General features: G+C 52.6%; 23 protein-coding genes. 14 read left to right on the top strand and 9 right to left on the bottom strand.

Annotated elements, in window-relative coordinates; all coding sequences use genetic code 11:
- Positions 1-66 precede the first annotated feature (66 nt).
- From grpE to ACKU4E_RS07125, 3 genes are all read right to left on the bottom strand, one after another.
- Positions 67-645, bottom strand: a complete 579-nt coding sequence (grpE, locus tag ACKU4E_RS07135) for a nucleotide exchange factor GrpE (RefSeq protein WP_320170390.1) — start codon at positions 643-645, stop codon at positions 67-69.
- Between the two features lie 259 nt (positions 646-904).
- Complete coding sequence (gene feoB, locus ACKU4E_RS07130; protein ID WP_320170389.1) at positions 905-3,085, bottom strand: ferrous iron transport protein B; 2,181 nt, start codon at positions 3,083-3,085, stop codon at positions 905-907.
- Positions 3,086-3,319: a FeoA family protein gene (locus ACKU4E_RS07125; RefSeq protein WP_320170388.1), complete on the bottom strand. Its 234-nt coding sequence runs from the start codon at positions 3,317-3,319 to the stop codon at positions 3,086-3,088.
- 271 nt (positions 3,320-3,590) lie between these two features.
- Here ACKU4E_RS07125 and ACKU4E_RS07120 point away from each other — a divergent pair, with 271 nt between their 5' ends.
- Positions 3,591-4,799, top strand: coding sequence for an aminopeptidase (locus ACKU4E_RS07120; RefSeq protein WP_320170387.1), 1,209 nt, complete (start codon positions 3,591-3,593; stop codon positions 4,797-4,799).
- A 165-nt stretch (positions 4,800-4,964) separates the two neighbouring features.
- Here the strand turns inward: ACKU4E_RS07120 and ACKU4E_RS07115 are convergent, their stop codons facing one another.
- From ACKU4E_RS07115 to ACKU4E_RS07095, 5 genes are all read right to left on the bottom strand, one after another.
- A complete protein-coding gene (locus tag ACKU4E_RS07115) occupies positions 4,965-5,546 on the bottom strand; it encodes a hypothetical protein (RefSeq protein WP_320170386.1) in 582 nt (193 codons plus the stop codon).
- Positions 5,547-5,548: 2 nt separating this feature from the next.
- The gene (locus ACKU4E_RS07110; RefSeq protein WP_320170385.1) at positions 5,549-7,117 is read right to left on the bottom strand and encodes a sigma 54-interacting transcriptional regulator; all 1,569 of its coding nucleotides are present in this window, start codon (positions 7,115-7,117) and stop codon (positions 5,549-5,551) included.
- Positions 7,118-7,306: 189 nt separating this feature from the next.
- Entirely contained in the window at positions 7,307-7,894 is a 588-nt protein-coding gene (locus tag ACKU4E_RS07105; protein ID WP_320170384.1) for an indolepyruvate oxidoreductase subunit beta, read from the bottom strand.
- The gene (iorA, locus tag ACKU4E_RS07100; RefSeq protein ID WP_320170383.1) at positions 7,894-9,738 is read right to left on the bottom strand and encodes an indolepyruvate ferredoxin oxidoreductase subunit alpha; all 1,845 of its coding nucleotides are present in this window, start codon (positions 9,736-9,738) and stop codon (positions 7,894-7,896) included. The genes ACKU4E_RS07105 and iorA overlap by 1 nt, the downstream gene beginning before the upstream one ends.
- 138 nt (positions 9,739-9,876) lie before the next feature.
- Positions 9,877-10,530 (bottom strand): tetratricopeptide repeat protein, encoded by a 654-nt coding sequence (locus tag ACKU4E_RS07095; RefSeq protein ID WP_320170382.1) that lies wholly within the window; start codon positions 10,528-10,530, stop codon positions 9,877-9,879.
- A 37-nt stretch (positions 10,531-10,567) separates the two neighbouring features.
- Here ACKU4E_RS07095 and ACKU4E_RS07090 point away from each other — a divergent pair, with 37 nt between their 5' ends.
- The 3 genes from ACKU4E_RS07090 to nadD all read left to right on the top strand — a co-directional run bounded on the left by ACKU4E_RS07090 (position 10,568) and on the right by nadD (position 12,948).
- Positions 10,568-10,720 (top strand): hypothetical protein, encoded by a 153-nt coding sequence (locus tag ACKU4E_RS07090; RefSeq protein WP_320170381.1) that lies wholly within the window; start codon positions 10,568-10,570, stop codon positions 10,718-10,720.
- 126 nt (positions 10,721-10,846) lie between these two features.
- Positions 10,847-12,106 carry a glutamate-5-semialdehyde dehydrogenase gene (locus ACKU4E_RS07085; RefSeq protein WP_320170380.1) on the top strand — a complete coding sequence of 420 codons (1,260 nt, stop codon included), beginning with the start codon at positions 10,847-10,849 and terminating at the stop codon, positions 12,104-12,106.
- A 191-nt stretch (positions 12,107-12,297) separates the two neighbouring features.
- Positions 12,298-12,948 (top strand): nicotinate (nicotinamide) nucleotide adenylyltransferase, encoded by a 651-nt coding sequence (gene nadD, locus ACKU4E_RS07080; RefSeq protein WP_320170379.1) that lies wholly within the window; start codon positions 12,298-12,300, stop codon positions 12,946-12,948.
- 276 nt (positions 12,949-13,224) lie between these two features.
- Here the strand turns inward: nadD and ACKU4E_RS07075 are convergent, their stop codons facing one another.
- Complete coding sequence (locus ACKU4E_RS07075; protein WP_320170378.1) at positions 13,225-14,232, bottom strand: glycosyltransferase family 9 protein; 1,008 nt, start codon at positions 14,230-14,232, stop codon at positions 13,225-13,227.
- A 285-nt stretch (positions 14,233-14,517) separates the two neighbouring features.
- On the opposite strand from ACKU4E_RS07075, the gene ACKU4E_RS07070 reads away from it, so the two are divergent.
- The 10 genes from ACKU4E_RS07070 (at position 14,518) to ACKU4E_RS07025 (ending at position 23,520) form a co-directional block, all read left to right on the top strand.
- Positions 14,518-15,579 carry a hemolysin family protein gene (locus ACKU4E_RS07070; RefSeq protein ID WP_320170377.1) on the top strand — a complete coding sequence of 354 codons (1,062 nt, stop codon included), beginning with the start codon at positions 14,518-14,520 and terminating at the stop codon, positions 15,577-15,579.
- A gap of 13 nt (positions 15,580-15,592) precedes the next feature.
- Entirely contained in the window at positions 15,593-16,009 is a 417-nt protein-coding gene (locus tag ACKU4E_RS07065; protein WP_320170376.1) for a cytochrome c maturation protein CcmE, read from the top strand.
- Positions 16,010-16,096: 87 nt separating this feature from the next.
- Complete coding sequence (locus ACKU4E_RS07060) at positions 16,097-17,974, top strand: cytochrome c-type biogenesis CcmF C-terminal domain-containing protein (protein WP_320170375.1); 1,878 nt, start codon at positions 16,097-16,099, stop codon at positions 17,972-17,974.
- 10 nt (positions 17,975-17,984) lie between these two features.
- Entirely contained in the window at positions 17,985-18,665 is a 681-nt protein-coding gene (locus ACKU4E_RS07055; protein ID WP_320170374.1) for an ABC transporter ATP-binding protein, read from the top strand.
- On the top strand, positions 18,658-19,335 hold the full coding sequence (locus ACKU4E_RS07050) for a heme exporter protein CcmB (protein ID WP_320170373.1): 678 nt from the start codon (positions 18,658-18,660) through the stop codon (positions 19,333-19,335). Before ACKU4E_RS07055 ends, ACKU4E_RS07050 begins: the two co-directional genes overlap by 8 nt.
- A 42-nt stretch (positions 19,336-19,377) precedes the next feature.
- Positions 19,378-20,043, top strand: coding sequence for a cytochrome c biogenesis protein CcsA (gene ccsA, locus ACKU4E_RS07045; RefSeq protein WP_320170372.1), 666 nt, complete (start codon positions 19,378-19,380; stop codon positions 20,041-20,043).
- 20 nt (positions 20,044-20,063) lie between these two features.
- The gene (locus ACKU4E_RS07040; protein ID WP_320170371.1) at positions 20,064-20,204 is read left to right on the top strand and encodes a CcmD family protein; all 141 of its coding nucleotides are present in this window, start codon (positions 20,064-20,066) and stop codon (positions 20,202-20,204) included.
- Entirely contained in the window at positions 20,194-20,820 is a 627-nt protein-coding gene (locus ACKU4E_RS07035; protein WP_320170370.1) for a tetratricopeptide repeat protein, read from the top strand. The genes ACKU4E_RS07040 and ACKU4E_RS07035 overlap by 11 nt, the downstream gene beginning before the upstream one ends.
- A 588-nt stretch (positions 20,821-21,408) precedes the next feature.
- The gene (locus ACKU4E_RS07030) at positions 21,409-22,527 is read left to right on the top strand and encodes a branched-chain amino acid ABC transporter substrate-binding protein (RefSeq protein ID WP_407944110.1); all 1,119 of its coding nucleotides are present in this window, start codon (positions 21,409-21,411) and stop codon (positions 22,525-22,527) included.
- 90 nt (positions 22,528-22,617) lie between these two features.
- Positions 22,618-23,520, top strand: a complete 903-nt coding sequence (locus ACKU4E_RS07025) for an ABC transporter permease subunit (protein WP_320170369.1) — start codon at positions 22,618-22,620, stop codon at positions 23,518-23,520.
- The last annotated feature ends 34 nt before the right edge of the window (positions 23,521-23,554 follow it).

The following is a 23,554-nucleotide window of genomic DNA, read 5'->3' as shown; positions in this document are numbered from 1 at the left end:
ATTTCAGTTTCACTGCATTATCAAGTAATGCCTTATTTCCACTTGTAAAGTACCGGGCAAAAAAATCTAGGACAATTTGTTTACCATTACTTTTGCAGGGCGGATGACACGTCCTTTCAGAACGTATCCTCTCTGCATAATCTGGGCGATGCTTCCGTCGGGGAGATCCGGGGACTGCGCCATGCCCATTGCTTCATGAAAATTGGGGTCGAATTCGTCTCCGGCTTTACCAACGGCTTCGAGCCCGTGTTTTGCAAGAGTGTCCAGAAACATCTTTCTTGTCATGTCCACGCCGGTTACAAAGTTTTTGCATGCGTCCTGCGTTTTTGCATGATCAAGGGCAAGGTCAAGGTTATCCAGCACAGGCAGCAGGTCGGAAAGAATTGCGTCCGCCGCGAACTTCTTGAGTTCCTCAGTCTCGCGGGCGAGCCTTTTCTTTATGTTTTCCGTTTCCGCCAGCGCCCGAAGCCTCTCTTCCTTGGCTTCTCCCATAACATCGCATCCGGGGCAGACATGTTCACGGCAGAGAGCCTTGAGCTCGTCTTCGCTAAGGGTCACTTCGTTTTCCGCTTCCGCGCCTTCACCGGTTACGGTTTCAGCGTTTTCCTGTTCGGTCATTTCGTTTTTATCTTCTTTTCCAGACATGGATTCTCCGGTGTCGTGAATTCGCGGCAGGCGGGCAGAACTGCTTGCCTTGCCGCACAAACGGACAAATAAGCATCCCACTTATGTTGTCAACACATCTAAGCGGATCAAATAATATTTTTTTGGTTTTTCGGGATACAGAACAGGCCTTGGCAGAGCGGTATTTTTCGTTTCTTGTAATGCATGCGAAGGCGTTTGGGCGTGGAAAAAATAAAAGGCCGCGCGTACGCGACCTTCATGGAATTCTGATTCAGTCCGGTTATCCGGCCATTGAGCCCAGTTGGTAGATAACCACGGCCAGGGAATATCCGAATGCTATGGAGCCGAAGACGGAGAAAAGTCCCCATTTCCAGTCTGTTTCACGGATGATGACCGCCACGGTAACCATGCAGGGCACGTAGACCATCAGGAATACGAATACAGACCAGACTACCGGGGTGGTCCAGGCCTTGTCTGCGGCTATTTTTTCGCTCAGGGAAAGGGCGTTTTCCGGGTCCTCTTCTCCGAGAGAATAGGCGGTGGACATGGTTGAGACAAAAACTTCCTTGGCTGCGAAGGCTCCGATGAAGGCAATGTTTGCCTGCCACGGAAAACCTGCCAGATCGGTGACCGGCGAGATGGTTTCGCTCAGGCGTCCTGCGTAGGATTGCTTGAGCGCTTCTTCGCCCTGCTCATAGGTCAGGCGGTTCATGATTTTATTCAGCCTGTCTGTTCGTTCCTGTGCGGAACAATCCCACTGCTCACTTTGTTCTATTGCATGTACACGCTGGGTTTCGTAGGCCTCAACTCTGTCATTCGGCAGTTGCGGAAAGGTCATCAGAGCCCACATGATAATTGAAATGGCAAGGATTACCGTTCCTGCTTTCTTCACGTATTCCCACACCCTGTCCCAGGTGTGGATGAGCACGCCGTGGAGGGTGGGGATGCGGTAGGGCGGCAGTTCCATGACAAACGGAGTGGACTCCCCGCGCAGGACTGTCCAGCGCAGCAGTCTTCCGAAACAAAGTGCCAGTACCCATGAAAGAAGCACCAGACAGAACATGACTGTGGTTGCGTTATCCGGGTAGAAGGCTCCCACCAGCATTATGTATGCGGTGGTCTTGGCTCCGCAGATCATGAACGGTGCCGTGAGAATTGTTGCGATCCTCTCTTTGGGGCTGCGCAGGGTACGGCAGGTCATGACCCCAGGGACAGCACATCCGCCGGGCAGGCCGCCGGACATGATGAAAGGCATGATGGACATGCCGTGGAGGCCGAACATCCGGAACACCCTGTCTACCATGTAGGAAACACGCGCCATGTAGCCGAGGTCTTCCAGAAATACGAGCATGGAAAACATGATCAGGATAAGCGGAGTGAAACCCATTACCGCGCCCACTCCGTCAATTACCCCGGACACGATCATGGACTTCAGCAGTCCGTCCGGCAGGATGGATGCAATTGTTCGTGACAGCCACGCGAATCCGTCTTCCACCCAGCCCTGCGGAATGGCACCGAGCGTGAACGTGACGTAAAACATGCCGTACATGGTCAGCAGCATGATCACCGGGCCGAGAAATTTGTGGGTCAGTACCAGATCTACCTTGTCCGAAAAATCGAAACGCAGGTCGTCCTCACGGCTGATGACTCCCTGTTTCAGGATGGAATTTATGAAACCGTAGCGATAATCGGCGAGGACTGCTTCGGGGTATGTATTCAGGGTCTTCTGGATATGCTCGGACACTTTGTGGACGCGCTGCTCCAGTTCGGCGGAAAGAGGACCTGTGTTGCGTCCGTTTTTTATTACGATTTCATCTTCTTCAAGGTATTTTACCGCCAGCCAATGAGGATCGTAGCGGTCGGTCATGAAATTGTTTTCGGTAATCAGCGCAGTCATTTCCTCAATCACCGGATCAAGGTCGTGACCGTATGAGATATTGACCGGCGACCATTTCCCGTCAGTCCGGTCGGCGACCTCCTTGACAGCTCCCATCAACTCGTCCCTGCCGACTCCTCTGCGGGCGATGCATTCTACAACAGGTACGCCCATTAGTTTGGAAAGCTTGTCGGAGTCTATGCGGATTCCCTTTTTGCGGACCTCGTCCATCATGTTGAGCCCGAGAACAACCGGGACTCCGATTTCCATGAACTGGACAGCAAGGTAGAGGGACCGTTCAAGAGATGTGGCATCAAGCATGTTGATGACCACGTCCGGTTTTTCGTCGACGATGACATTCCGGGCCACCACCTCTTCCATTGAATAGGAAGTCAGCGAGTATGTACCGGGCAGGTCCACCAGATTTGCACAGAAATTCTCGGCACAGTAGCGCCCTTCGGTGCGGTCTACCGTGATGCCCGGATAGTTGCCGACCCGTGCGGTTGCCCCGGTCAGGGCGTTGAACATGGTGCTTTTGCCGCAGTTGGGCTGCCCGGATACGGCAACGAAATATTCCCTGCCCATCTAATCCTCCGCCTTGACGGAAATAAAGTCTGCTTCGTTGTTGCGCAGGGTCAGGGTGAATCCTTTCATACGCAGGGCCACAGGATCTTCCAGCGGAGCCCGGCCCACAACCATGAATTCCGTTCCGGGAACAAGACCCATGTCACGTATTCTTCTGCCCAGTTCTCCGCTGGCAGTAACAGCAACCACGACCCCTTTCTGGTCTTTTTTCATTGTTCTGAGTGATACAGACATAGCCTTCCCCCGTATATGATTGAACTTGAAATTTTAATTCCTGTGCTGCGTCCGTTCCGCCTCGTCCGCGCGAATCCTGTGTATATTCACAGGTGATTGAAAGTCAATCTCATATCCGCCATTTACATTAAAAGAAACAAAATATACTAAAAAAGTATAGTTTTTTCGACCAGTCTCGGTGCCTGAATATTAATTCTGGCTAAGAACAGCGTTACCTATTAGGATAAGTAACCAGTAAACAGGCTTTTTCAAGATCCTACAAAAAATTTATATGAAAAGTATCATCTCCTACGAAGACCTTCACGAATACGCTAAAGTCCTGCTCTGGGGCCTGGAAAGCCAGCGCGGTACTAAGTTTAAAAACATGGACATCGTGGTCGTGAAATATGACCGCCTTGCAACCCCCTTGGCCGAGGCTCTCTTTGCCCTGCTCATTGAGCGGCATCTGCATCCGGTCATGGAAACTTCGCTGACCCCGGCCATGAAGGCGGAGTTGTATATAAATTCCAGTTACGGGCAGTTGGTGTTCAATCCTCCGGGAAAAAGCGAATTGTATAAAACTGCGGCGGCAATGGTCCGAATCCATGCCCCGGAGGAGGTCGGTGCCCTTGCCGAGGTCGACCCTCGCGCGATTATGGAGAACAGGAAGGCGTCGGGTCCGTTTAAGCAGGAGATCGAAAAGCGCCGGGTTCGCGGGCAGATGGTCCGCACGGAATGTGTGTATCCCACCGAAGCACTGGCCGCACGCGCCGGTTTCACTCTGGAAGAATATAGCTCCAGACTCTTGCGGGCCTGCTATCTGAATATGCCGGATCCGGTCCGGGAATGGCGCAATATTGCGAGACGTACCCGTGAGATTGCTGACCAGCTGACATCCATGGACATCAAGTCGATACACATGAAGTCCGAACTGTGCGACCTGAGTTTCTCCCCCGGCGAGAATCGCAGGTGGATGGGCTCGTCCGGGGAGAACATTCCCGGTTACGAGGTCTATGTTTCCCCCGACCACCGGACGGTGAACGGAGTTTATTTCGCGGACCTGCCGTCCCTTTTCATGGACAAGAATGTGTACGGGGTTCAGCTGGAATTCATGGACGGTATTGCCGTGCGGGTCAAGGCCATGGGCGGGGAAAGGTTTATTCTCGATCAGTTGCGAGCCGATGCTGGAGCCCGCAGGATTGGGGAATTCTCACTCAGTGACAACTCTATTTCCCGCATGGATCATTTCATGGCTCAGACCATACTGGATGAAAATTTCGGTGGCGAGAACGGCAGTTGCCACATTGCCCTCGGGCAGTCGCTGGGCGGAACCTTTTCCGGGCCGCCAGAGATTCTCGACAGGATGATGCTGGATTCTCTAGGATTCAACACCTCCTCCATACACTGGGATCTGGTCAATACAGAAGACAAGCTGGTCAAAGCAACACTTGTTGACGGGAGAAGGGTAACAATTTACGAGAACGGGCGTTTTTGTCTGTGATCAATAACGTTGTCTCGAAATCTGCCGCTTATGAAACATGCCGGATAGAAAGATAAGACCGCGGCGAAGCCATAACAAAAGGTTTTGAAGAGTCCGGAGAAACTTTTGCAAAAGTTTCTCCGGCCCCCGGATGGCCCCCGGAGAGCCTCCGGCGGCGACTGTCTTTTACCTGTAGCTGAAATAAGAATCGGATGTGGTGTTGAAATCTTCCACCATGGCTTCCTGATCCGGGGAAAGGTTGTCGAACTCCCATTGCTCGCAGAGTTCCTGAGGTTCGCGTGCTCTGTTGCGGACTTTTATTACGGCCAGACTGCGCTCACCGGTTCTGATGAAGGTTGTGCGCACAAGGTGGCAGTCTATGTGCGCGGTGAAGCACTTCACATCATCTTCTTTTGACAGGCAGTTTCCCGTAGAGACCGTGGACCATTGTCCTATTTCGGGTATCTGAACATCAGCCTTGCGGTTGAGCAGGACCATGACTCTGGCCGTGGCATTTTTGTTTTCAAAGAAATATGTCTGCTGGGTGATGGACAGAAAGCTGCGGTCCGAGCTTCCGTCGGTTTTCAGGGCAGGGGATACGGACAGGGTCCGGTTGGTTGTAATGAAGTCGGAGTCAAATGGAATGACAACGGGTTGCCCCGGTCCTTTTCGACCGGAACAACCCGTAATAATCAGCAGTGCCAGAATACAGACGGCAGTGTGTACGGTAAACCGGAATGCCTTTCCGTCAGATATGGCCATCTTCATTTTTATTTCTTCTTTTTGGACCCGGCGTATTTTTTCACATCGATATTGTACTTTTTAACTTTGTAGTTGACAATGCGATAGCTTACGCGCAGGTCTCTGGCGGCCTGGAGCATGTTGCCGCGTGCTTTCTTCAGTGAATCTACAAGCAGTTCCTGCTCGAATTTTGCTACAGCCTCACCGAATGACAGGGAGGTATCCGTTGCCGTGGACTCTGCAGTCTGCAGGGTCGGAGGCAGGTGGTACGTCCTGATTACTTCTTCTTCGCAGATCAGCACGGCCCGTTCGATGCAGTTCTTGAGTTCGCGCACGTTTCCCGGCCAGTGGTACTGGGTGAAAAGATCTATTGCGGGGCTGGAAATTCTTTTTATTTCCTTGTCATACTCTTTGGCGAACACATCGAGGAATTTTTCGGCAAGGGGCAGAATATCTTCACGCCGTTCGCGCAACGGAGGGATGAAAATGGGGAAAACGTTTATGCGGTAGAAAAGGTCCTCGCGGAATTTGCCTTCACGCAGCAGGGTTTCCAGCGGCTGGTGGGTGGCGCATATGAGCCTTACGTCAACAGTGATCGGCTGTTCGGAACCTACACGCTGGATTTCCTTTTCCTGAATTGCCCGCAGCACCTTGGCCTGGGCATCCATGGATAATTCGCCTATTTCATCAAGAAAGAGGGTGCCGTTGTTGGCGACTTCAAAGAGGCCGCGTTTGTTCTGGTATGCACCGGTGAACGCGCCTTTCTGGTGTCCGAAGAGTTCGCTTTCAACCAGTTCTGCGGGAAGAGCCGCACAGTTGAGTTTGACAAGCGGCTTATCTCTTCTGGGGCTGCATCCGTGGATTGCTTCGGCAAGCAGTTCCTTGCCGGTGCCGGATTCGCCTCTAAGCAGTGCGGTGGCCCGGCTGGGGCCTACCTGACGGGCCTGCCTGAGCACCTGTTTCATGCTTTTTGATGTGGCCACGAAATCTGACGGCGGAGGGGCGTCCGCGCTTCCGGGCATCATCCCCTGTGACAGGAGTTGAGCCTGCAGTGACATTTCTTCCTGCAGCCGGGAGACCTGATTTGAGATCAGGGCGGCCACTACTTCAAGGAAATGCTGGTGTTCAAGCAGGTGGTCCATGGGCAGTACCGGTGAATCAACACTCAGTGTGCCGAGAACTTCCTGATTTCCGTCCGAGTCGGTGGTTTTTATCGGTACGCAGATGTAGGAGGAAGTCCTGAGTTCTTCTTCCGACCTGCTGAAGGCCTTGTTTATGAGTTCGTTGTCGTCTGCCATTCTGGGAATGACGACGGATTCTCCGGACTCGTATACCCGGCCGATAACGCCTTTGCCCGGCTGATAGGTGACAGAATAGTCCTTGGCCGGGCTGTGGGTTATGGAAAGTTTCAGCCTTTCCGACTCGGTGTCCATGATGGCAAGGAAAACACGCGGAAAGTTGAGGTCCTTGGACAGGACTTGAAGAATCGCATTGAGGCTCGGCTCCAGGTCATGATGGGGAGCTATAGAATCAAGAATTTCACTCAAAGTCGAAAGATAAATGTTTTCCACGCGTTCCTGCAGTCCTTTCATACTCATTTTATTACTCACGCCGTCCAGGCTGTTTTCTGTTTCAGCATGTGCTGATTATCCCGTTGTTCGGGAGGTCCGTGGTTCCGGCCTAAAAAGATGCCGACATAATAATGCTGCCCGGCATTTTAAACTACGACTGAATTATCTGCAATGTCGACAGCCGCATTTGTATGCGGCTGTCGACTGATCGGATAATTATGATACTGCCTTGACCCCAAGCTCCAGTGCGCGGAGGTTGATGTCGGCTATTTTGGGCTTCATGGCTTTTTTTATTGTTTCAGCCAGTTGTTCCGGTTTGAGCGGAATGCCTCCGGTGGCACAGAGTGCTCCGAGCATGGCGATGTTTCCGCTTTGGACCGCTCCGGCTTCCAAACCCAGTGATTGGCAGGGCAGGTAGTATGCTTTTCCGGCACGGGCCGCAACCTTTTCCTTGATTGTTTCAAGGGGAGTGTTTTCGGCCTTTCCCGCGCATACACTGAGCGGAGGAAGGTATTCCGTACTTGAAAGCACTGTTCCTCCGGGCCTGAGATAAGGCAGGGCCCGTAGTGTTTCCAGCGGTTCGAATCCGAGAATTATGTCTGCTTCGCCATGACCTATTTTGGGTGAGGCCAGGCCGATGAGGAGAGTGGATTCAACAACTCCGCCGCGCTGGGCCATGCCGTGAATTTCCCCGGCAGTGACATCTGTGCCGCTGTCAAGAACAGCCTGCGCAAGCAGGTTGGTGGCGGTAAGGGTTCCCTGTCCGCCCACCCCGGTCATGAATATACGCAACCTTGTACTCATTAGCTGCTCCTTTTCCGGGCTTTGATGTCCTTGGTCAGCTGCAGACAGAGCATGCAGCCGGAGCAAAGAATCTCGTTTATTTCCACTCCTGCCTCGGTCTTTTCAAAAGCGGGACAGGCCAGTTCTTCCATTACCTTGAGAACTTCTTCGCTCTGGTTTTCAACGTACGCGGTACGAACGGGTTTCTTGCCTAGTGTACGGCGTGCGAACAGCGGACAGGGGTCTTTGGCGACCAGAACGCGTACTCCGGCCATTTCCTTAAGCTCTTCAAGAGCTCCGGTGATGGCTTTCTGATTCAGCGGACTTACGGTGCGGACTTCGGTTACCCCGCATCCTCTGACAATGGCTTCGATATCAATCTGGGCCGGGTTGGAGCCGAGTGCAGTGGTTTCCACGCCGGGGTTGGGTTGGTGCCCGGTCATGGCCGTGGTGGAGTTGTCAAGGATCACCAGCAGGATATTATGCCTGTTGAATACCGCGTTGACCAGACCGGTTATTCCGGAATGGAAAAATGTGGAGTCCCCGATGAATCCGACCACTGTCTGGCCTGCGGCCATTGCCGCTCCCGAGCCTGCAGAAATGGACGAGCCCATGCAGAGCAGAAAATCCGCTGCGTTCAGGGGAGGAAGAATCCCGAGAGTGTAGCAGCCGATATCCGAAGAACAGACCGCATCCGGGCCGAAGACTTTTTTTACAGCATAGTAGGCTGCCCGGTGAGTACAGCCGGCACAGAGGTTCGGCGGTCTTCCGGGAAGGTCTTCCGCAGCGGTGCAGGACCCTTTTGTTTCCTGTGCCATACCGAGAACTTCGAAGATGGCAGAGGTTACATTGAGGGTTGAATATTCGTCATTGAGAGGCAGGTTCGGGCTGTTTTTGCCGATCACCTCAATATTGACTCCGTTTTTCTGCGCAAGAATGCGGACTTCATTTTCAATGAGCGGTTCCAGTTCTTCAAGTATGAGCACCTTTTCAACGGAAGAGATGAAGTTGGTGATCATGCCGCTGGGCAGAGGGTAGGTGAAGCCGAGTTCGAGAATTTTGAACTTGTCTGCAAGTCCGGTGTCCGCAAGGGCGTCGGCGAGATATGCCCGGCTGATGCCGGAGGCTACTATGCCGATGCTGCCTGTTCCGCTGACTTTGTTGTAAACGGATTTTTCGGACATTTCACGCAGCTTTTCGAGCTTTTCGAGCAGATCGATATGCATGCGCCGGGCAAATGCCGGGATGGGAACGAACTGAGGCGGATTTTTCTTGAAGCCCTGCGGTTTGGCCGGGCTGGCCGTTTTTCCGAACTCGACCGGACCGCGCAGATGGTTCACGCGGGTTGTGGTCCGGAGCAGAAAAGGCGCACTCATTTCGCGGGACATGGTGAGCGCGTCACGGGTCATGTCCTTGGCTTCCTGAGCGGTTGCCGGTTCCATGCAGGGCATTCCGGCGATGCGTGCGTAATAGCGGTTGTCCTGCTCGTTCTGGCTGGAATGGCAGCCGGGGTCGTCCGCGGAAAGCAGAACCATTCCACCGGGCGTTCCGACATAAGAAAGAGTCATGAGCGGGTCGGCAGCCACGTTGACACCAACGTGTTTCATCGTGGTCAGGGTCATTGCCCCGGCAAGTGATGCGCCGCCTCCGACCTCAAGGGCGACCTTTTCATTGACGGAGTATTCGAAATAGTAATCTCCTTCAGGAGAAAGGCGGAAGAATGTGTCCGGAACCTCTGAAGAAGGTGTGCCGGGATAACAGGTCACGACCTGTATACCGGCTTCTATGGCTCCTCTGACAATGGCTTCATTGCCGAGAAGCAGGCGTTTAGTGCCCGGACTGTCCGCGAGAAGTGGATGAGCCATGGATGTGCTCCTTAAATCATTTGTTTGGCATATTCTTCACAGGTATGGCCAGGCATTGCAGTAAGAGGTTTTCTTCTCTCCCTCTTTCCAGTGAACGCCGCCGACCTGTGATTCCTAGCTGAAATCAGTCTCGGTCCTCTAAAGCTTTGCCTTGAGTTCCCTGATTTTGCCCTCAAGGTACATGCGCTCGTTGGGATTGCTGACCATGAGTCCCTGGTATGCCTGTACGGCAACCTGGATATTTCCAGAAGTTTCGGCAGCTTCTCCGAGCATCCTGTTTATGGTCGGGGCATAACCCTCGGCTCCGCCGTTGTTGAGAGCCTGGAGAATTTTCACCGCATCGGCGGGCTTGCCGGAAAGCATGGCGCACTTGGCTTTGCCCAGTTCGGCGATGGGTGCCATTTCTTTCGCTTCGGCTGCAATAGCAGACCATGCGGTTTCGGCCTTGGCGTAATCACCGGCATCCATCCATGCCTTGGCTGTGGCGAGGATAACCGCCGGTTTCATTTCTGCGGGAGCGTCTTTTTCAAAGGCGGTCAGAGCTTCAGCCTGCTTGGCTCCGCTGTACTTGATGAGGATCACCCCGAGGTCAGTCTCAGCCTTGAGCTTTTTCTGCTGGTTCATGTACTTGACGCCGGAAACACCGGCTGCGATGAGAATGATGACAGCGATTGCGGCGGAGATTATCTTTCCGTTTTTAAGGAGATAGTCCAGAAAAGGGTGCAGAGAATCAGGCGTCGAATCGTGTACCTGGCTTAGAATGTCCTGAGTGGTGTTTGTGTTTTCTTCCATTTAAAGGAAAGCCTCCATAGAATTGATGGAATTTTGCATGAAAGTCAAAGAGCGCTTTATAAAGCAGTCTGACAAAAAGGTCAAAACCGAAAGCGCGAAGCAACTGGCCGTAAAACCAGAAAAAATGCAAAAGCTGCTGAAAAAGGTTACAAAAAAAGGAAAAATAATTTTGCCCGGTATATTGCCGTAACAGCTTCTGTTCGGGGACAGTGGTAAATGTTAGTTGACTTTTTTGCAATATCCCTAGTAGCCATTTTGTGTCGAATGAAGGAAAAATTGATATTTCAGTTAATATACATATCCAGAGGTGGAAATAATGAGTTTTTTTGAAGCAATGAAAAAAGTGGCTTCCAAAGCCAGGGAGGCTTCCCGCAAGGTTTCCTGTGCCGAGGGCTCAGCCAGAAATCTGGCCATTACCGAGCTCGCCGAACTGCTGCAGGCGGAAAAGGATTTCATTTTTGCGGAAAACCGCAAAGACCTTGAGGCAGCCCGAAAGAACGGGCTCGATGCCGCCCGGCTGCAGCGTCTTGAAATTACGGAATCCGTGCTGGAATATATGATCAAGGGATGCGAGGAAGTCGCCGCACAGGGTGATCCTGTCGGTGAAATTTCAAAGATGGAAAGGCGTCCCAACGGCATGATGGTCGGGCGCATGCGTGTGCCCATGGGCGTCATAATGATGATTTTCGAATCCAGACCGAACGTTACGGTTGATGCGGCTGTTCTGTGCCTCAAGGCCGGAAACGCGGTCATCCTGCGCGGAGGCTCCGAGGCTATTCATTCCAACCTTGCTCTGGCTGCACTGCTGCGCAAGGCTTTGGAACGGGCCGGACTTCCCGGAGATGCGGTGCAGGTCGTAGAGGTCACCGATCGTGAGGCGGTGAGTGAACTGCTCAAGATGGACGAGTACATAGACGTGGTCATTCCCCGTGGCGGTGAAGGTCTGATCCGTGCCGTTGTTCAGCAGGCGACCATGCCTGTTCTCAAGCATTACAAAGGGGTCTGTCATATCTTCGTGGACAAGAGCGCGGAAATACCCAAGGCCATGGATGTGATCAAGAATGCGAAAGTCCAGAAGCCCGGCGTATGCAACGCTCTGGAGTGTCTGCTTGTTCATGAGGACATTGCCGAGGATTTCCTGCCTTCGCTCGGAACCCTGCTCAGTGCCTGCGGTGTGACCCTGAAAGGCTGTCCCCGCGCCATGCCCCTGCTGGGAGAAAAGGCCGTTGCCGCAGAATTTGACGACTGGGGCCGCGAGTTTCTGGACCTGACCCTGGCCGTCAAGGTTGTCTGCGGACAGGATGAGGCTCAGGAACATATCGCCCGTTACGGTTCCAACCACAGCGAGGTCATCCTGACCAGAGACCATGCACGGGCCATGCGTTTTATCCGCGAAGTGGATGCGTCCATGGTCGGTGTAAACGCCTCCACCCGTTTCAATGACGGCGGACAGCTTGGACTTGGTGCCGAAATCGGCATTTCCACTTCCAAACTGCATGCCTACGGTCCCATGGGAGCTACCGAACTTACGTCGACCAAGTTCGTCCTGCTCGGAGACTGGCACATACGTAATTAGTTTTTCAGGTGACGCCGGGGTGTCCCGGTGATACCGGCGGGCCCGGGGGAAACTCTGCAATGTTCCCCCCGGGTATTTTGTCCGTCAGGCGCATCCGTCCTTCCATTATCCGGTGTCCGGAAGTCTTTGGCGGTTTTTCCCCGGCAGGGGGAACCCTCAGACGTTTAGGAACCGGGCAAACCACGGAACTTATGAAAATCGGTCTTTTCGGCGGCAGTTTCAACCCCGTTCATTCCACACATATTGATGTGTCCAAGGCGGTCATGGATCGTCTGGGGCTGGACCGGATACTTCTTATTCCGGCAGGCAATCCCTATCATAAGGGCAGGGAAGATATGCTTCCCTGTGAAATGCGTTATGAGATGGTCCGGCTGGCGGTGGAAAACCGGCCCGGCCTTGAGGTCTGTGATATCGATATGGGGGCAGACGGTCCTACCTACACCGTGGATACTCTGACCGAGGCCGCAGCGCGTTTTCCGCATGACGAGCTTTTTTTCATCATGGGGCAGGATTCTTTTGAAACTTTTTCCCTGTGGAAAGACTGGCGGAAAATCCCGGAACTGGCCAACATCGTGGCCGTCAGCCGTGCGGAAGCCGATCACGGCGCAATGGCCCGTGAACTGGCCCGGATATTCACCGGACTTGAGCGGACCGGAGAGAATGTCTGGAAGATACATGGCGGAAAATCAATTTACATCATTGATGATTTAGATTTTGCCATAAGTTCCACCCTGGTCCGGGAGGTCTGGGAAAACGGCGGAGATGTTGCGCAATACGTGCCCGGAGCTGTCGCGGATTACATCCGTTCTCACGGCCCGGAACTGAAACGGTTCTGGCGTTGAAATTGCTAAACTAAGGAAAGACTGATCAATTTTCCATTTGATGCGCTTCGCGTTTTTGATAATTTGATTTCGCCGCCGGCGGCCAAAGGGGATAATCCCCTTTGGAATCCCTAACTGTTTTTAAATTATTATGTTAAGATAGATGCTTAGGCCTGAAATCCTTGTGGGGCCAAAGCAATAACCATATCGCAATATGGCTTTAATCAAAGTCTTTCTAAGTTAATAGTCATGTCTAGAAAATAAATATTTATTCTCGCGGTTTATACTGATTTTTTATCAAACATTCAGTTGACTCATGATCCCGGCCATGACCATGTCCGGCGAGAGATCCCGCAAGCATTTGCGGTCCTTGGTGCAGTGGTTTTTCCCGTGCAGGGAGCAGGGACGGCAGTCCATTTCCGACTCCAGTATCACATCCCGCTTACCGGAAGGGTAAAACCCCCAGGCCTTTGAAGTCGGCCCGAAAAGAGCTGTGACCGGAGTTCCTACAGCGGCGGCCAGATGCATGGGGCCGGAGTCGCCGGTTACGAGCAGCTCGGCTTCGCGCAGGATTGCGCATGTTTCGCGGAGCTTAAGCTTGTTGGTCAGATTTCGGTCATTGCCATGGTCCGTAAAAACATTATTATCCCTGCCGATTATGATCCTGCAGATGCCTTTTTTGTCCAGCAGATTTATAAGTTCGGTCCAGTTTTCGCGCGGCCAGGCCTTGTCCGGGTGGGTGGCGTATGGATGAAGGGCCACGAATTTCCCATCTAATCCCAGTTTCTTTTTGAGATCGCGGGCAAAGGTTGTTTCCGCATCGGTCAGGTGAATGCGGGGCCGGAGCCGTTCTGCGGCAACCGGTTCGCGTTTCAGTGCAGCGGCGTAGCGCTGAGTCACGTTCAGGCTTTCAAGCTTTTTCCGCAAACCCTGACTGCGGGTAAGTTTGAACAGCCTGCGTTCAAGGGAAAATTTACTGTACCGGGTGACTTTGCCTTTCCATCTGGCACCGAGTATTGCGGAGCGCAGAGTCGAGTGCAGGTCAATCAGTTCACAGCCTGCGTATTCGGCAGCTATTTCCCCGGATTTTCTTATCCACGCAAGGTCTCCGAGATCATTTTTTTCCAGCCCGATCACATTGCTGATATGTGGATTGTTCTCCAGTACGGGCACATTGCCCGCCCTGGTTATGACGGTGAACGAGAACCCGTATTGCTCGGCCCAGTACTCCATAACCCCGGTGGTCAGGACCACGTCGCCGAGTGCGCTCAACCTGAAAATTACTTTGTGGGAATTTGTATTCATGACGCGCACATTCTAATGTCCAGCCTTGCGGAGTCAATGTATATTTTCCGGTCCGGTCTGCAGCAGCCGGAATGCCTGATCTGCAAGCGAATCCTCCTATGCCGGAAAGATGTCCATGCAGTGATGTATTGCATTATTTCAATTTAGGACTTATTTTGAACCATAACCGTCTGGAATCCGGCTGAGCAGACCTATTTCTGTTGCGCCACTATCTGGCTTCTGGTAATGCTCCGATTATCTGATCCGTTACAGACCGGTGCTTTTGCAACCCTAACAAAAAAATTAATGCTGGAATTAATACTTGCTGTAAGTGCAGCCTCACTTATATCCGCTTACTGTTCAGTCAGCGAAGCCGTTCTTTATTCCTTTCCCTGGAGCAAGATCGAAATCCTGCGTCGTGAAGGACGCAAGTCCGGTCAGATACTTCACAAACTCCGTACCAATGTCGACAGGCCGATAACGGCTATCCTGACTCTCAACACGGTGGCGAACACTGCGGGGGCTTCCTTTGCAGGTGCGGCATGGATCGCGGTTTACGGACCGCAGAGCCTGCCCTGGTTTACCGTCGGATTCACAATCCTCATACTACTCTTCTCAGAGATTCTCCCCAAAACAATAGGGGTGGTCTACTGTCAGCCGTTGGGAAGGGCGCTCGCCCGGCCTACGGAAATTTTAATCTATATATTCCTTCCGGTAATCTGGATCTGCGGATTCATGTCCCGCCTTGTGAGCAGGAAAGGATCCGGTCCCCAGGCCACGGAAGAAGATATAAGAGCAATGGTCAACCTGACCCGAAGATCCGGGGCGATCAAACCGTATGAAGCCCTCTCGATTGCCAACATCCTGTCGTTGGACGACAAGATTGTTGAGCAGATCATGACCCCCCGGACCGTAGTCTTCTCACTTCAGGCGGACATGACCGTTGCCGAGGCCCACGACAAATTCAGCGCGTGGCCTCACAGCCGTATCCCTGTTTATGAAGGGGATGATCCTGAGGATATTGTCGGTGTCATTTACAGACGCTCGGTCTTTGAAGCGCTTGCAGATGACCATGACGACGTCAAACTCTCGGAATTGATGAAGCCGGTCCGGTTTGTGCTGGAGAATATAACTCTGGACAAGCTGCTGGTGAAATTCCTCGAAAGCCGCATGCACCTTTTTGTGGTGCTTGATGAGTACGGGGGAATGTCCGGGGTTGTGACCCTTGAGGACGTAATGGAAGAGATACTGGGCAGCGAGATTGTCGATGAAACCGATCAGGTGGTGGACATGCGCGAACTCGCACGCCGCAGACGAAAAGAACTGCTCGTCGGCACGGACGATGTCCGGGCGGACGTTTCCAAATAGTACGGAGTTTATAATGGCCAGAAAAGGTGGAAAAGGCGTCTATATTGCCGCCCTTATCCTTTTTCTCGGTGGTCTGGGCTATCTGATTTATTCGGGTATATCCCAGGACAGCGTGTATTTCCTCAATGTTTCCGAAGCTCTTGCGATGGATGAAAGCGAGCTTGGACAGGCCCGACTGTTCGGTAAAGTCGCCCCGCATAATATCGCCCCCAAGGAGGGCGGGCTCGGCGTGTCTTTTGATCTTGAGGATCAGAAGGAGGCAGTCCGGACCATTCGGGTTGATTACAGCGGAGCAGTTCCGGACACCTTCAAGGAAGGGGCGGAAGTAATAGTGGAAGGGAATTTCGTTAATGGTAACAAGGAATTCCGGGCCACATCGCTGATAACCAAGTGTCCTTCCAAGTATCAGAAGAAAAACCGGGAAGGTTAGTCTCCGGCCGGAATCAGCGAGCCTGCCGCCGTGCGGTTCGTTTTCCGTCTTTAAACAGCTTTTATCCATTTATGGAGTAAATATTATATGCAGCTTTTTGCCAACCTTATGCTCCTGATTGCCCTTCTTGCGGCACTCGGGGCAGGGGCTTACGCATGTCTTTCCCTGCTTACCGGCAGACGCAATGTCCTGGTCCTCATAGAACGGGCCAACATGGCTGTTGCCGGTTTTGTGCTTCTGGCAGGCGTCATTATGACCGTGGCCCTTGTTTCAAGAGATTATTCATTCAAATATGTTTACGAGTACGTGGACAACACCCTGCCCATGTTCTACACCGTTACGGCTTTCTGGGCCGGCGCGGACGGTTCCCTGCTTTTCTGGATGCTTTCCATAGCTGTTATGGGAGTTGTGTTTTCCCGGATGAAACTTTTCAGTGAGTTTTCTGAAAAGACCCGGTTGAATTACTGGCTGTTCTACATGCTCATTCAGGCATTTTTCCTGCTCATACTGACCAGTTGGTCCAACCCTTTTCTCGAACTGGTTCCGTCGCCTACAGACGGGCACGGGCTTAATCCGCTGCTGCGCAACCCCGGAATGATTTTTCATCCGCCGTTGCTCTTTCTCGGATATGCCGGATTCACCAGCCCGGCGGCGCTTGCCCTTGCAGCCTATGTTTCCGGTGAAACAAAATCCTGGGTATCCTTCTGCCGCAACTGGAACATTCTCGCCTGGATATTCCTTACAGCCGGTATAGTACTCGGCTGCTGGTGGTCCTACATGGAATTGGGCTGGGGCGGCTACTGGGCCTGGGACCCGGTGGAAAACGCATCGCTCATTCCCTGGCTCAGCGCATCCGCTTTCATGCATACGGCGATCATTCAGATTCGGCGCAGGGCGCTGCAGCGTGCCAATGTCTTTTTGATGGGGCTGACGCTGCTTCTGTGCATATTCGCCACCTATCTTGTCCGTTCCGGAGTCGTGCAGTCGCTGCATGCCTACGGTGAAAACGGCGTCGGTCTGCCGCTGCTCCTGTTCATGCTCGCCAATCTGGCCTTTATCGGGCTTGTCCTGGCATTCGGTCCCAGACCGGAGTTCCGGACGCTGTCCGGTCTCGGCAGCAGGCAGGGCGTGCTGGTCATGGCCGCCTGGGTTTTCCTCGGCATCGGTCTGGTCGTAGGACTGGGCACCATGTGGCCTGTTATCAGTAAGATGTGGAGTACCAACCCCGTAGGGCTGGACGCGAGATTCTATAACAGGGTCTGTCTGCCTCTGTTCAGTCTGCTTATACTTCTTTTCACCGTCTGCCCCTGGTTTGACTGGAAAGAAGGCGTTGCGGACAAAAAGGGACTTTTTCTGGTGGGCGGTGTTTTTGTCGGAGCAGGGGCCGTAAGTTACATCTGCGGACTGCATAATCCGCTTGCGCTCGTAACAAGTGCCGCTTCTGTTGCGTCAATTGTCGGGATACTCGCGCTGTTTATCCTTAAGCCCGGCATGCGCAAGGCCGGTTCGGTCATCGGCGTTTACGGACTGCATCTGGGGGTGGCGCTTATGTTTCTCGGCGTTGCCTGGTCCGGTCCGAACAAAGTTGAACAGGAATTTGTGGTCAAGCAGGGCGATAGCGTCCAACTTGGATCATATACAATGACATTTAAAAAGCTGGTCGAAGGGCAGACCCCTGAACTGGCCAGCATTACATCCATAATCGAGGTCAGCGAGAACGGAAAGCCCGTGGGCTTACTCAGTCCTGAACGCAGACTTTACCGTAATTTCAGGCAGCCTTTTGCCGAGGTTTCGGTCATACCCGGACTCGGCAGCGAACTTTACGCAACCCTGCTCAGTGTGGATGAAAAAGGAAACGCGACCCTGAAGATGAGCATCAATCCGCTGATCAACTGGCTGTGGATCGGCGGAACGCTTACGTGCCTCTTCGGTCTGGCGGCTTTCCGCAAACCTCGTTTAAGCTAGGCGGAGAACCGTGGCGAACAGTGAAAGCATAGCTCTCAAGGTACGGAACGCAGCCAAGTTCTTCGGGACCAGGCTCATATTCAAGAATGTCAGTTGTGATGTCCGGCGCGGGGAAATAATGCTCGTGGTCGGACGTAACGGTGCGGGTAAGACCACGCTCCTGAAGATCATGTCCGGGCTTTCGAGACCGTCGGCCGGATCGGCGGAGATTCTTACCGCGCCCGAAAAAACTGCATATCTCGGACATTCCACCTTTATTTACCCGCGTATGAGCGGGCGGAGCAATCTTTCCTTCTGGGCATCCATGTACGGACTGTCTCCTTCCCGTGACAGGCTGGCGGAACTGCTGGCCAGAGTCGGGCTGGAAAGGGCGGCCGAGGAACCTGCCGGATCATATTCGCGCGGCATGGCCCAGCGTCTGAACCTTGCACGGGTTTTTCTGGTTGAACCGGAACTTCTTTTTCTGGACGAACCGGGAACCGGGCTTGATCAGGCTTCGCTGACTCTGTTGCGCGATGAAATTGTTTCCTTGCGGGACAGCGGAACCGCCGTGGTCTGGATAAGCCATGACGTGAATCACGACTGCACGCTTGCGGACACCGTGCTCGGCCTGTCCGGTCACAAAACCGGTTATCTGGGGCCTGCATCGGAATTCGATCCCAAGTCGATCGCGGGGGTGGACAATGCTTAGACGCGGACTGACCATAGCAGCGAAAGACCTGCGTCTGTCCATCGGCGGAGGCCAGGGGCTGACTCAGGCCGTTCTATTGGGACTGCTGCTCATTTTCGTGTTCAGCCTTTCCCGTCCCGCAGGACAGCTGGTGGATCCGCAGGCGGCTTCGGCCATTTTCTGGCTGGCTTCATCCTTCGGGCTGGTTCTGGTCTTCAATACACTGTTCGCGATGGAGGAGGCCAACGAGGCCCGTTTGGGACTTCTTTCCTCTCCCGTTCCGCTTCACGCGGTCTGGCTGGGAAAAGGTGTCGCCGGACTGGGGCTGCTGCTTTGTTCGCAATTGGTCTTTCTTCCGGCCACGATTGTTTTTCTCGGGCAGGATTTCAAGGGATCACCCGCGTTGTTCTTTGCCACGCTTCTTGCTTCCGACTGGGGGCTTGTGGCGCTCGGTGCACTGCTTGGAGCCATTTCCCAGGGGCAGGCTGCACGCGAATCGCTGCTTTCGGTGATTCTTTTTCCCCTGCTGCTTCCGGTTCTTCTGGGGGCCATCCAGCTGATGACTTCCGTCTTTTCGGGAGTTCCGCTTATGGATGCGCAATCGTGGATGGGAATCATCGTGGCTGCTTCGGCGCTTTTCAGCGGAGCGGGGCTGATCCTTTTTCCTTTCGTATACAGCGGTGAACAATAAGATGTTGGCCGAAAACATAATTGTCAAATACGGAGCATTTTAATGAATCTCGCAGTTGCAGCACTGATATCCGGCATAGCCTTGTGCGTGGGCCAGTACTTCATCTGGATGTACGCCCCCATTGAGGTTACCATGGGGCTGGTACAGAAAATATTCTACACCCACATGCCGCTTGCCGCCTGGGCCATGATCAGTTTTTTTGTGGTCTTTGTCTTCAGCGTGGCATACCTGCTCAAAAGAGATATAAAGTTTGATTACATGGCCGGAGCCGCCGCCGAGATCGGAGTTGTCTTCAGCGGTCTGGCCCTGATTACCGGTTCCCTGTGGGGCCGTGCGGCCTGGAATGTCTGGTGGACCTGGGATCCTCGGCTGACGACCACACTTATCATGTGGTTTGTTTATGCCGCTTATCTGGTGCTGCGCACCTCCCCCATGTCTGCCGAACGCCGTTCCCTGGTATGTGCCGTGCTTGGAGTCGTCGCGTTTGTCGATGTCCCTCTCGTTTTTTATTCCGCGAGACTCTGGAGAAGCGTGCATCCCAACGTGCTTGGTGCCAAGGGAGGCGGGATGGAGCCGGAAATGCTGACGACGCTGCTTGTGAATATCGCGGCGTTCGGCCTGTTCTGGCTTGTCCTTTTGGCGGTGCGTTACCGTCAGATCAGACTCAGCGGTCGTCTGGACGCCCGGATGGTCTGGGATAATGATTAATAATTCAGGAGTATAAATATATGAATAATGAAACCTACCTGCTTACCGCCAACATTATTGTTTGGGCTGTACTCGCCGGTTATCTGGCCTTCATCGCGTTCAAGGGTGCTTCCATGGAACGCCGCATCAGGCAGATGGAGTTGCTGGATAATGATAAATAACAGAACTGATATGAAAGGCTTTTCCCTGTCCGCCGGACAGAAAACCATCATCTGGCTCCTTGGAGCTTCACTTGTGACGGTTTTTATCGCTTCGCTGACCTACCGTATGAATCATCCCGGAAACAAGGTTGAATATCAGCAGGAAGGCGGGAAGGGCGGGATGCCCGGAGGCATGGCCTCTGTAAATGAGGATGCCATGAAGCATGTGCGGGAACTTATGGCCCGCATGCGCAAGGACCCGGATAATATGGAAATCCAGCTTGAGCTGGCCAATTCCTTTATGATGATCAGGGCTTATGATCGCGCAAAACCTTTCTTCGATAAGGTTCTGACCAAGGAACCGGACAACGTTCAGGCGCTCATGGGACTCGGGATGTGTTATTATCAGGCCGAGAATTTCAAGGAGGCTGCCGGAGCCTTTGACCGTATTATCGCACTTGATCCGGATGACTCCATGGCTCGGTTCAATACAGGGATAATCAAGAAATATTATCTCCATGAACATGAGGCCGCAGAGAATGAATTTCGTCAGATCATATCGAATCCGAAATCTCCGGATGACATGAAGAGAAGGGCGGAAGAAGAGCTTAAGAAAGAACCTGTTCAGGAACAGTGATTTTAGGGGGGCGCATTTGCGTCCCCATTTTTGTATAAAAAACTGCAGCGATTTGGAAACGGCTGAAACTAAAGTACTGTTAAGTACGATTAGCTCCGGCCGTTTTTTTGTGTCCGGAGCCGTATATTGTTCAGCAGATGATAGCCTCAGTTCCCGTTTTCGGCTTTTATGCGGATATTGGTTACAGCAGTTATGCAGGATTATAGGAGTAAACTCCTGCCGATGATACATGATAGTATGTTTGCATATTTGTAATAACAAAAAAGTGGTTTTTACGTATAAGTAAAATTCGTCTGTTTTATTCGCAATTTGCTGCGAATCATTGACAAGTTTGCCGAATTGCGGATATTCAGAAAGCGCTTAGTCGGTTATTCTGTGATTCTCTGAATTTTGTCCGTCTTGCCGGATCAGGACAGGAAGAGAGTTTGGGAAGATTGAGCCGCAGCAGAGGTTTTCAACCTCAGCTTTCGCATGATAGGGTATTTCACGTTTCATCTTGTGCCTTATGTTCGGGACACGAGCTGTGACGTAGAGGAATATGGAATTCTGGCGAAAAGCCTAAAATCAACGCAGTCAAGGAGTGTTATGATGAAACGTTCTATGCTGACTCTGCTGGTAGCGTTTATGCTCACCATCGGTAGTTTCGGTTCCGCATTTGCGGGAGGTACAATTATTCTCGGTGTTCCGGGCGCTCAAAGCGGCGACCTCGCTTCCTACGGACTTCCCACTGTGGAAGCAGCAAAACTGGTTGTAAAAGCAATCAACGATGCCGGCGGAGTTAACGGAATGCAGGTTGTTATTTCTACTCAGGATGACCAGTGCAAACCCGAATTCGCCACCAACGCAGCCATGAAACTGCTGTCTGACGGCGCAACCGTTATCCTCGGCCACATATGCTCCGGCGCAACCAAGGCAGCTCTTCCCATCTACAAAGATGCCAACCTGGTCTGCATGTCTCCCTCGGCAACCAACCCCGCTCTTACTCTCAGCGGCGACTATCCCAACTTTTTCAGAACCATCGCATCCGATGATGCCCAGGGCGCTCTGGCCTGCAAGTTCGCTACCGAAAAACTCGGCCTCAAGAACATCGCCATCATTCACGACAAGGGTGACTACGGTAAGGGATTTGCCGAATGGACCAAGAAGTACGTTGAAGAAGCCGGTGTCAAAGTTGCACTTTTCGAAGGCGTAACCCCCGGCGCAGTTGATTACTCCGCAGTTGTCCAGAAAATCAAGGCTTCCGGTGCAGACGGCGTTATCTTCGGTGGTTATCATCCTGAAGCTTCCAAGATCGTAATCCAGATGCGCAAGAAAAAAATGACCATCCCCTTCCTTTCCGATGACGGCGTAAAGGCCCAGACTTTTATCGACATCGCCGGCGACGCAGCTGAAGGTGTATACGCAACCGGTCCTCAGGACATCACCGGCAACCCCATGTACAAGGTTGCTCTTGACCAGTACAAGGCTTCCCACTATGGCGCCGAGCCCGGAACATTCTTCTTTGAAGCATACTCCGCAGCCCAGGCTCTGCTGAAGGCCATTGAATTCGCTCAGTCCACCGAATACGGCAAGATTGTTGACGCTCTCCGCAATCATGAAGTTGAAACTCCCGTTGGTAAAATCAAGTTTGATGCCAAGGGTGATGCCATCGGTGTAGGTTTCTCCGTATACCAGGTCAAAAACGGCGAATACGTGGAAGTAAAGTAATCTTCCAAGTTCCCAAAACACAGTAATTCCGGTTCAGGGGACGGGCCTACACTGGTCTGTCCCCTGAGTCTTGATTCAGCAGGGTCTTAAATGGAATATTTTCTGGAACTATTCTTCAGCGGTCTGACCAGAGGAAGCATATACGCGCTTATAGCCCTCGGTTACACCATGGTTTACGGCATTATCGAACTGATCAACTTCGCACACGGCGAAATATATATGATCGGGGCGTTTGTGGGGCTGACGGTAGCAGGGGTTCTGACCAGTTTCGGTTTTCCTGAAGTCTCTATCATGATTCTGGCCACGATGGCAGCGATAGTCTATGCTGCAGCATACGGGTATACTATTGAAAAAATAGCGTACCGTCCGCTGCGCTCCGCGCCGAGACTTTCGCCGCTTATTTCCGCCATCGGCATGTCAATATTTCTGCAGAATTACGTGATGCTTGCGCAGACTTCAGACTTTCTTTCCTTCCCCTCCATGATTCCCGAATTCGGTTTTCTCGAAAAATATGCGTCAATGGTCGGTTCATCCGACCTGGTAATCATCGTGGTGGCTGCAATTGTCATGGTGGCTCTTAACCTTTTCATCAAGTTCACGAGAATGGGCAAGGCGATGCGTGCTACAGCTCAGAACCGTAAAATGGCCATGCTTGTCGGCATCAATGTAGACAACGTCATTTCCGCCACTTTTGTCATCGGTTCTTCGCTGGCTGCAGTAGGGGGCGTGCTTATTGCTTCCCATATCGGTCAGATCAACTTTTACATTGGATTCATTGCGGGTATCAAAGCGTTCACCGCGGCTGTTCTGGGCGGTATCGGTTCCGTTCCCGGTGCCGTGCTCGGCGGATTGATTCTGGGATGGACCGAGAGTTTCTGCACCGGGTATGTATCCAGTGACTATGAGGATGTCTTCGCATTCGCTCTTCTGGTTCTCATCCTGATCTTCAGGCCGTCCGGGCTTCTCGGAAAGGCTCCTGTTCAGAAGGTTTAACGGTCTTGGGCATGCGGCCCGCAGGAAACTGTTT

The organism is Maridesulfovibrio sp., from assembly GCF_963677005.1.
Classification (GTDB): domain Bacteria; phylum Desulfobacterota; class Desulfovibrionia; order Desulfovibrionales; family Desulfovibrionaceae; genus Maridesulfovibrio.
This window is presented reverse-complemented; position numbering and strand designations above follow the sequence as displayed.

Excerpts from the sequence above, each read along its gene's own strand:
- grpE (WP_320170390.1), bottom strand. The coding sequence starts at position 645 with ATGTCTGGAAAAGAAGATAAAAACGAAATGACCGAACAGGAAAACGCT.
- feoB (WP_320170389.1), bottom strand. The coding sequence starts at position 3,085 with ATGGGCAGGGAATATTTCGTTGCCGTATCCGGGCAGCCCAACTGCGGC.
- ACKU4E_RS07125 (WP_320170388.1), bottom strand. The coding sequence starts at position 3,319 with ATGTCTGTATCACTCAGAACAATGAAAAAAGACCAGAAAGGGGTCGTG.
- ACKU4E_RS07120 (WP_320170387.1), top strand. The coding sequence starts at position 3,591 with ATGAAAAGTATCATCTCCTACGAAGACCTTCACGAATACGCTAAAGTC.
- ACKU4E_RS07115 (WP_320170386.1), bottom strand. The coding sequence starts at position 5,546 with ATGAAGATGGCCATATCTGACGGAAAGGCATTCCGGTTTACCGTACAC.
- ACKU4E_RS07110 (WP_320170385.1), bottom strand. The coding sequence starts at position 7,117 with ATGAGTATGAAAGGACTGCAGGAACGCGTGGAAAACATTTATCTTTCG.
- ACKU4E_RS07105 (WP_320170384.1), bottom strand. The coding sequence starts at position 7,894 with ATGAGTACAAGGTTGCGTATATTCATGACCGGGGTGGGCGGACAGGGA.
- iorA (WP_320170383.1), bottom strand. The coding sequence starts at position 9,738 with ATGGCTCATCCACTTCTCGCGGACAGTCCGGGCACTAAACGCCTGCTT.
- ACKU4E_RS07095 (WP_320170382.1), bottom strand. The coding sequence starts at position 10,530 with ATGGAAGAAAACACAAACACCACTCAGGACATTCTAAGCCAGGTACAC.
- ACKU4E_RS07090 (WP_320170381.1), top strand. The coding sequence starts at position 10,568 with ATGAAAGTCAAAGAGCGCTTTATAAAGCAGTCTGACAAAAAGGTCAAA.
- ACKU4E_RS07085 (WP_320170380.1), top strand. The coding sequence starts at position 10,847 with ATGAGTTTTTTTGAAGCAATGAAAAAAGTGGCTTCCAAAGCCAGGGAG.
- nadD (WP_320170379.1), top strand. The coding sequence starts at position 12,298 with ATGAAAATCGGTCTTTTCGGCGGCAGTTTCAACCCCGTTCATTCCACA.
- ACKU4E_RS07075 (WP_320170378.1), bottom strand. The coding sequence starts at position 14,232 with ATGAATACAAATTCCCACAAAGTAATTTTCAGGTTGAGCGCACTCGGC.
- ACKU4E_RS07070 (WP_320170377.1), top strand. The coding sequence starts at position 14,518 with ATGCTGGAATTAATACTTGCTGTAAGTGCAGCCTCACTTATATCCGCT.
- ACKU4E_RS07065 (WP_320170376.1), top strand. The coding sequence starts at position 15,593 with ATGGCCAGAAAAGGTGGAAAAGGCGTCTATATTGCCGCCCTTATCCTT.
- ACKU4E_RS07060 (WP_320170375.1), top strand. The coding sequence starts at position 16,097 with ATGCAGCTTTTTGCCAACCTTATGCTCCTGATTGCCCTTCTTGCGGCA.
- ACKU4E_RS07050 (WP_320170373.1), top strand. The coding sequence starts at position 18,658 with ATGCTTAGACGCGGACTGACCATAGCAGCGAAAGACCTGCGTCTGTCC.
- ccsA (WP_320170372.1), top strand. The coding sequence starts at position 19,378 with ATGAATCTCGCAGTTGCAGCACTGATATCCGGCATAGCCTTGTGCGTG.
- ACKU4E_RS07040 (WP_320170371.1), top strand. The coding sequence starts at position 20,064 with ATGAATAATGAAACCTACCTGCTTACCGCCAACATTATTGTTTGGGCT.
- ACKU4E_RS07035 (WP_320170370.1), top strand. The coding sequence starts at position 20,194 with ATGATAAATAACAGAACTGATATGAAAGGCTTTTCCCTGTCCGCCGGA.
- ACKU4E_RS07030 (WP_407944110.1), top strand. The coding sequence starts at position 21,409 with ATGAAACGTTCTATGCTGACTCTGCTGGTAGCGTTTATGCTCACCATC.
- ACKU4E_RS07025 (WP_320170369.1), top strand. The coding sequence starts at position 22,618 with ATGGAATATTTTCTGGAACTATTCTTCAGCGGTCTGACCAGAGGAAGC.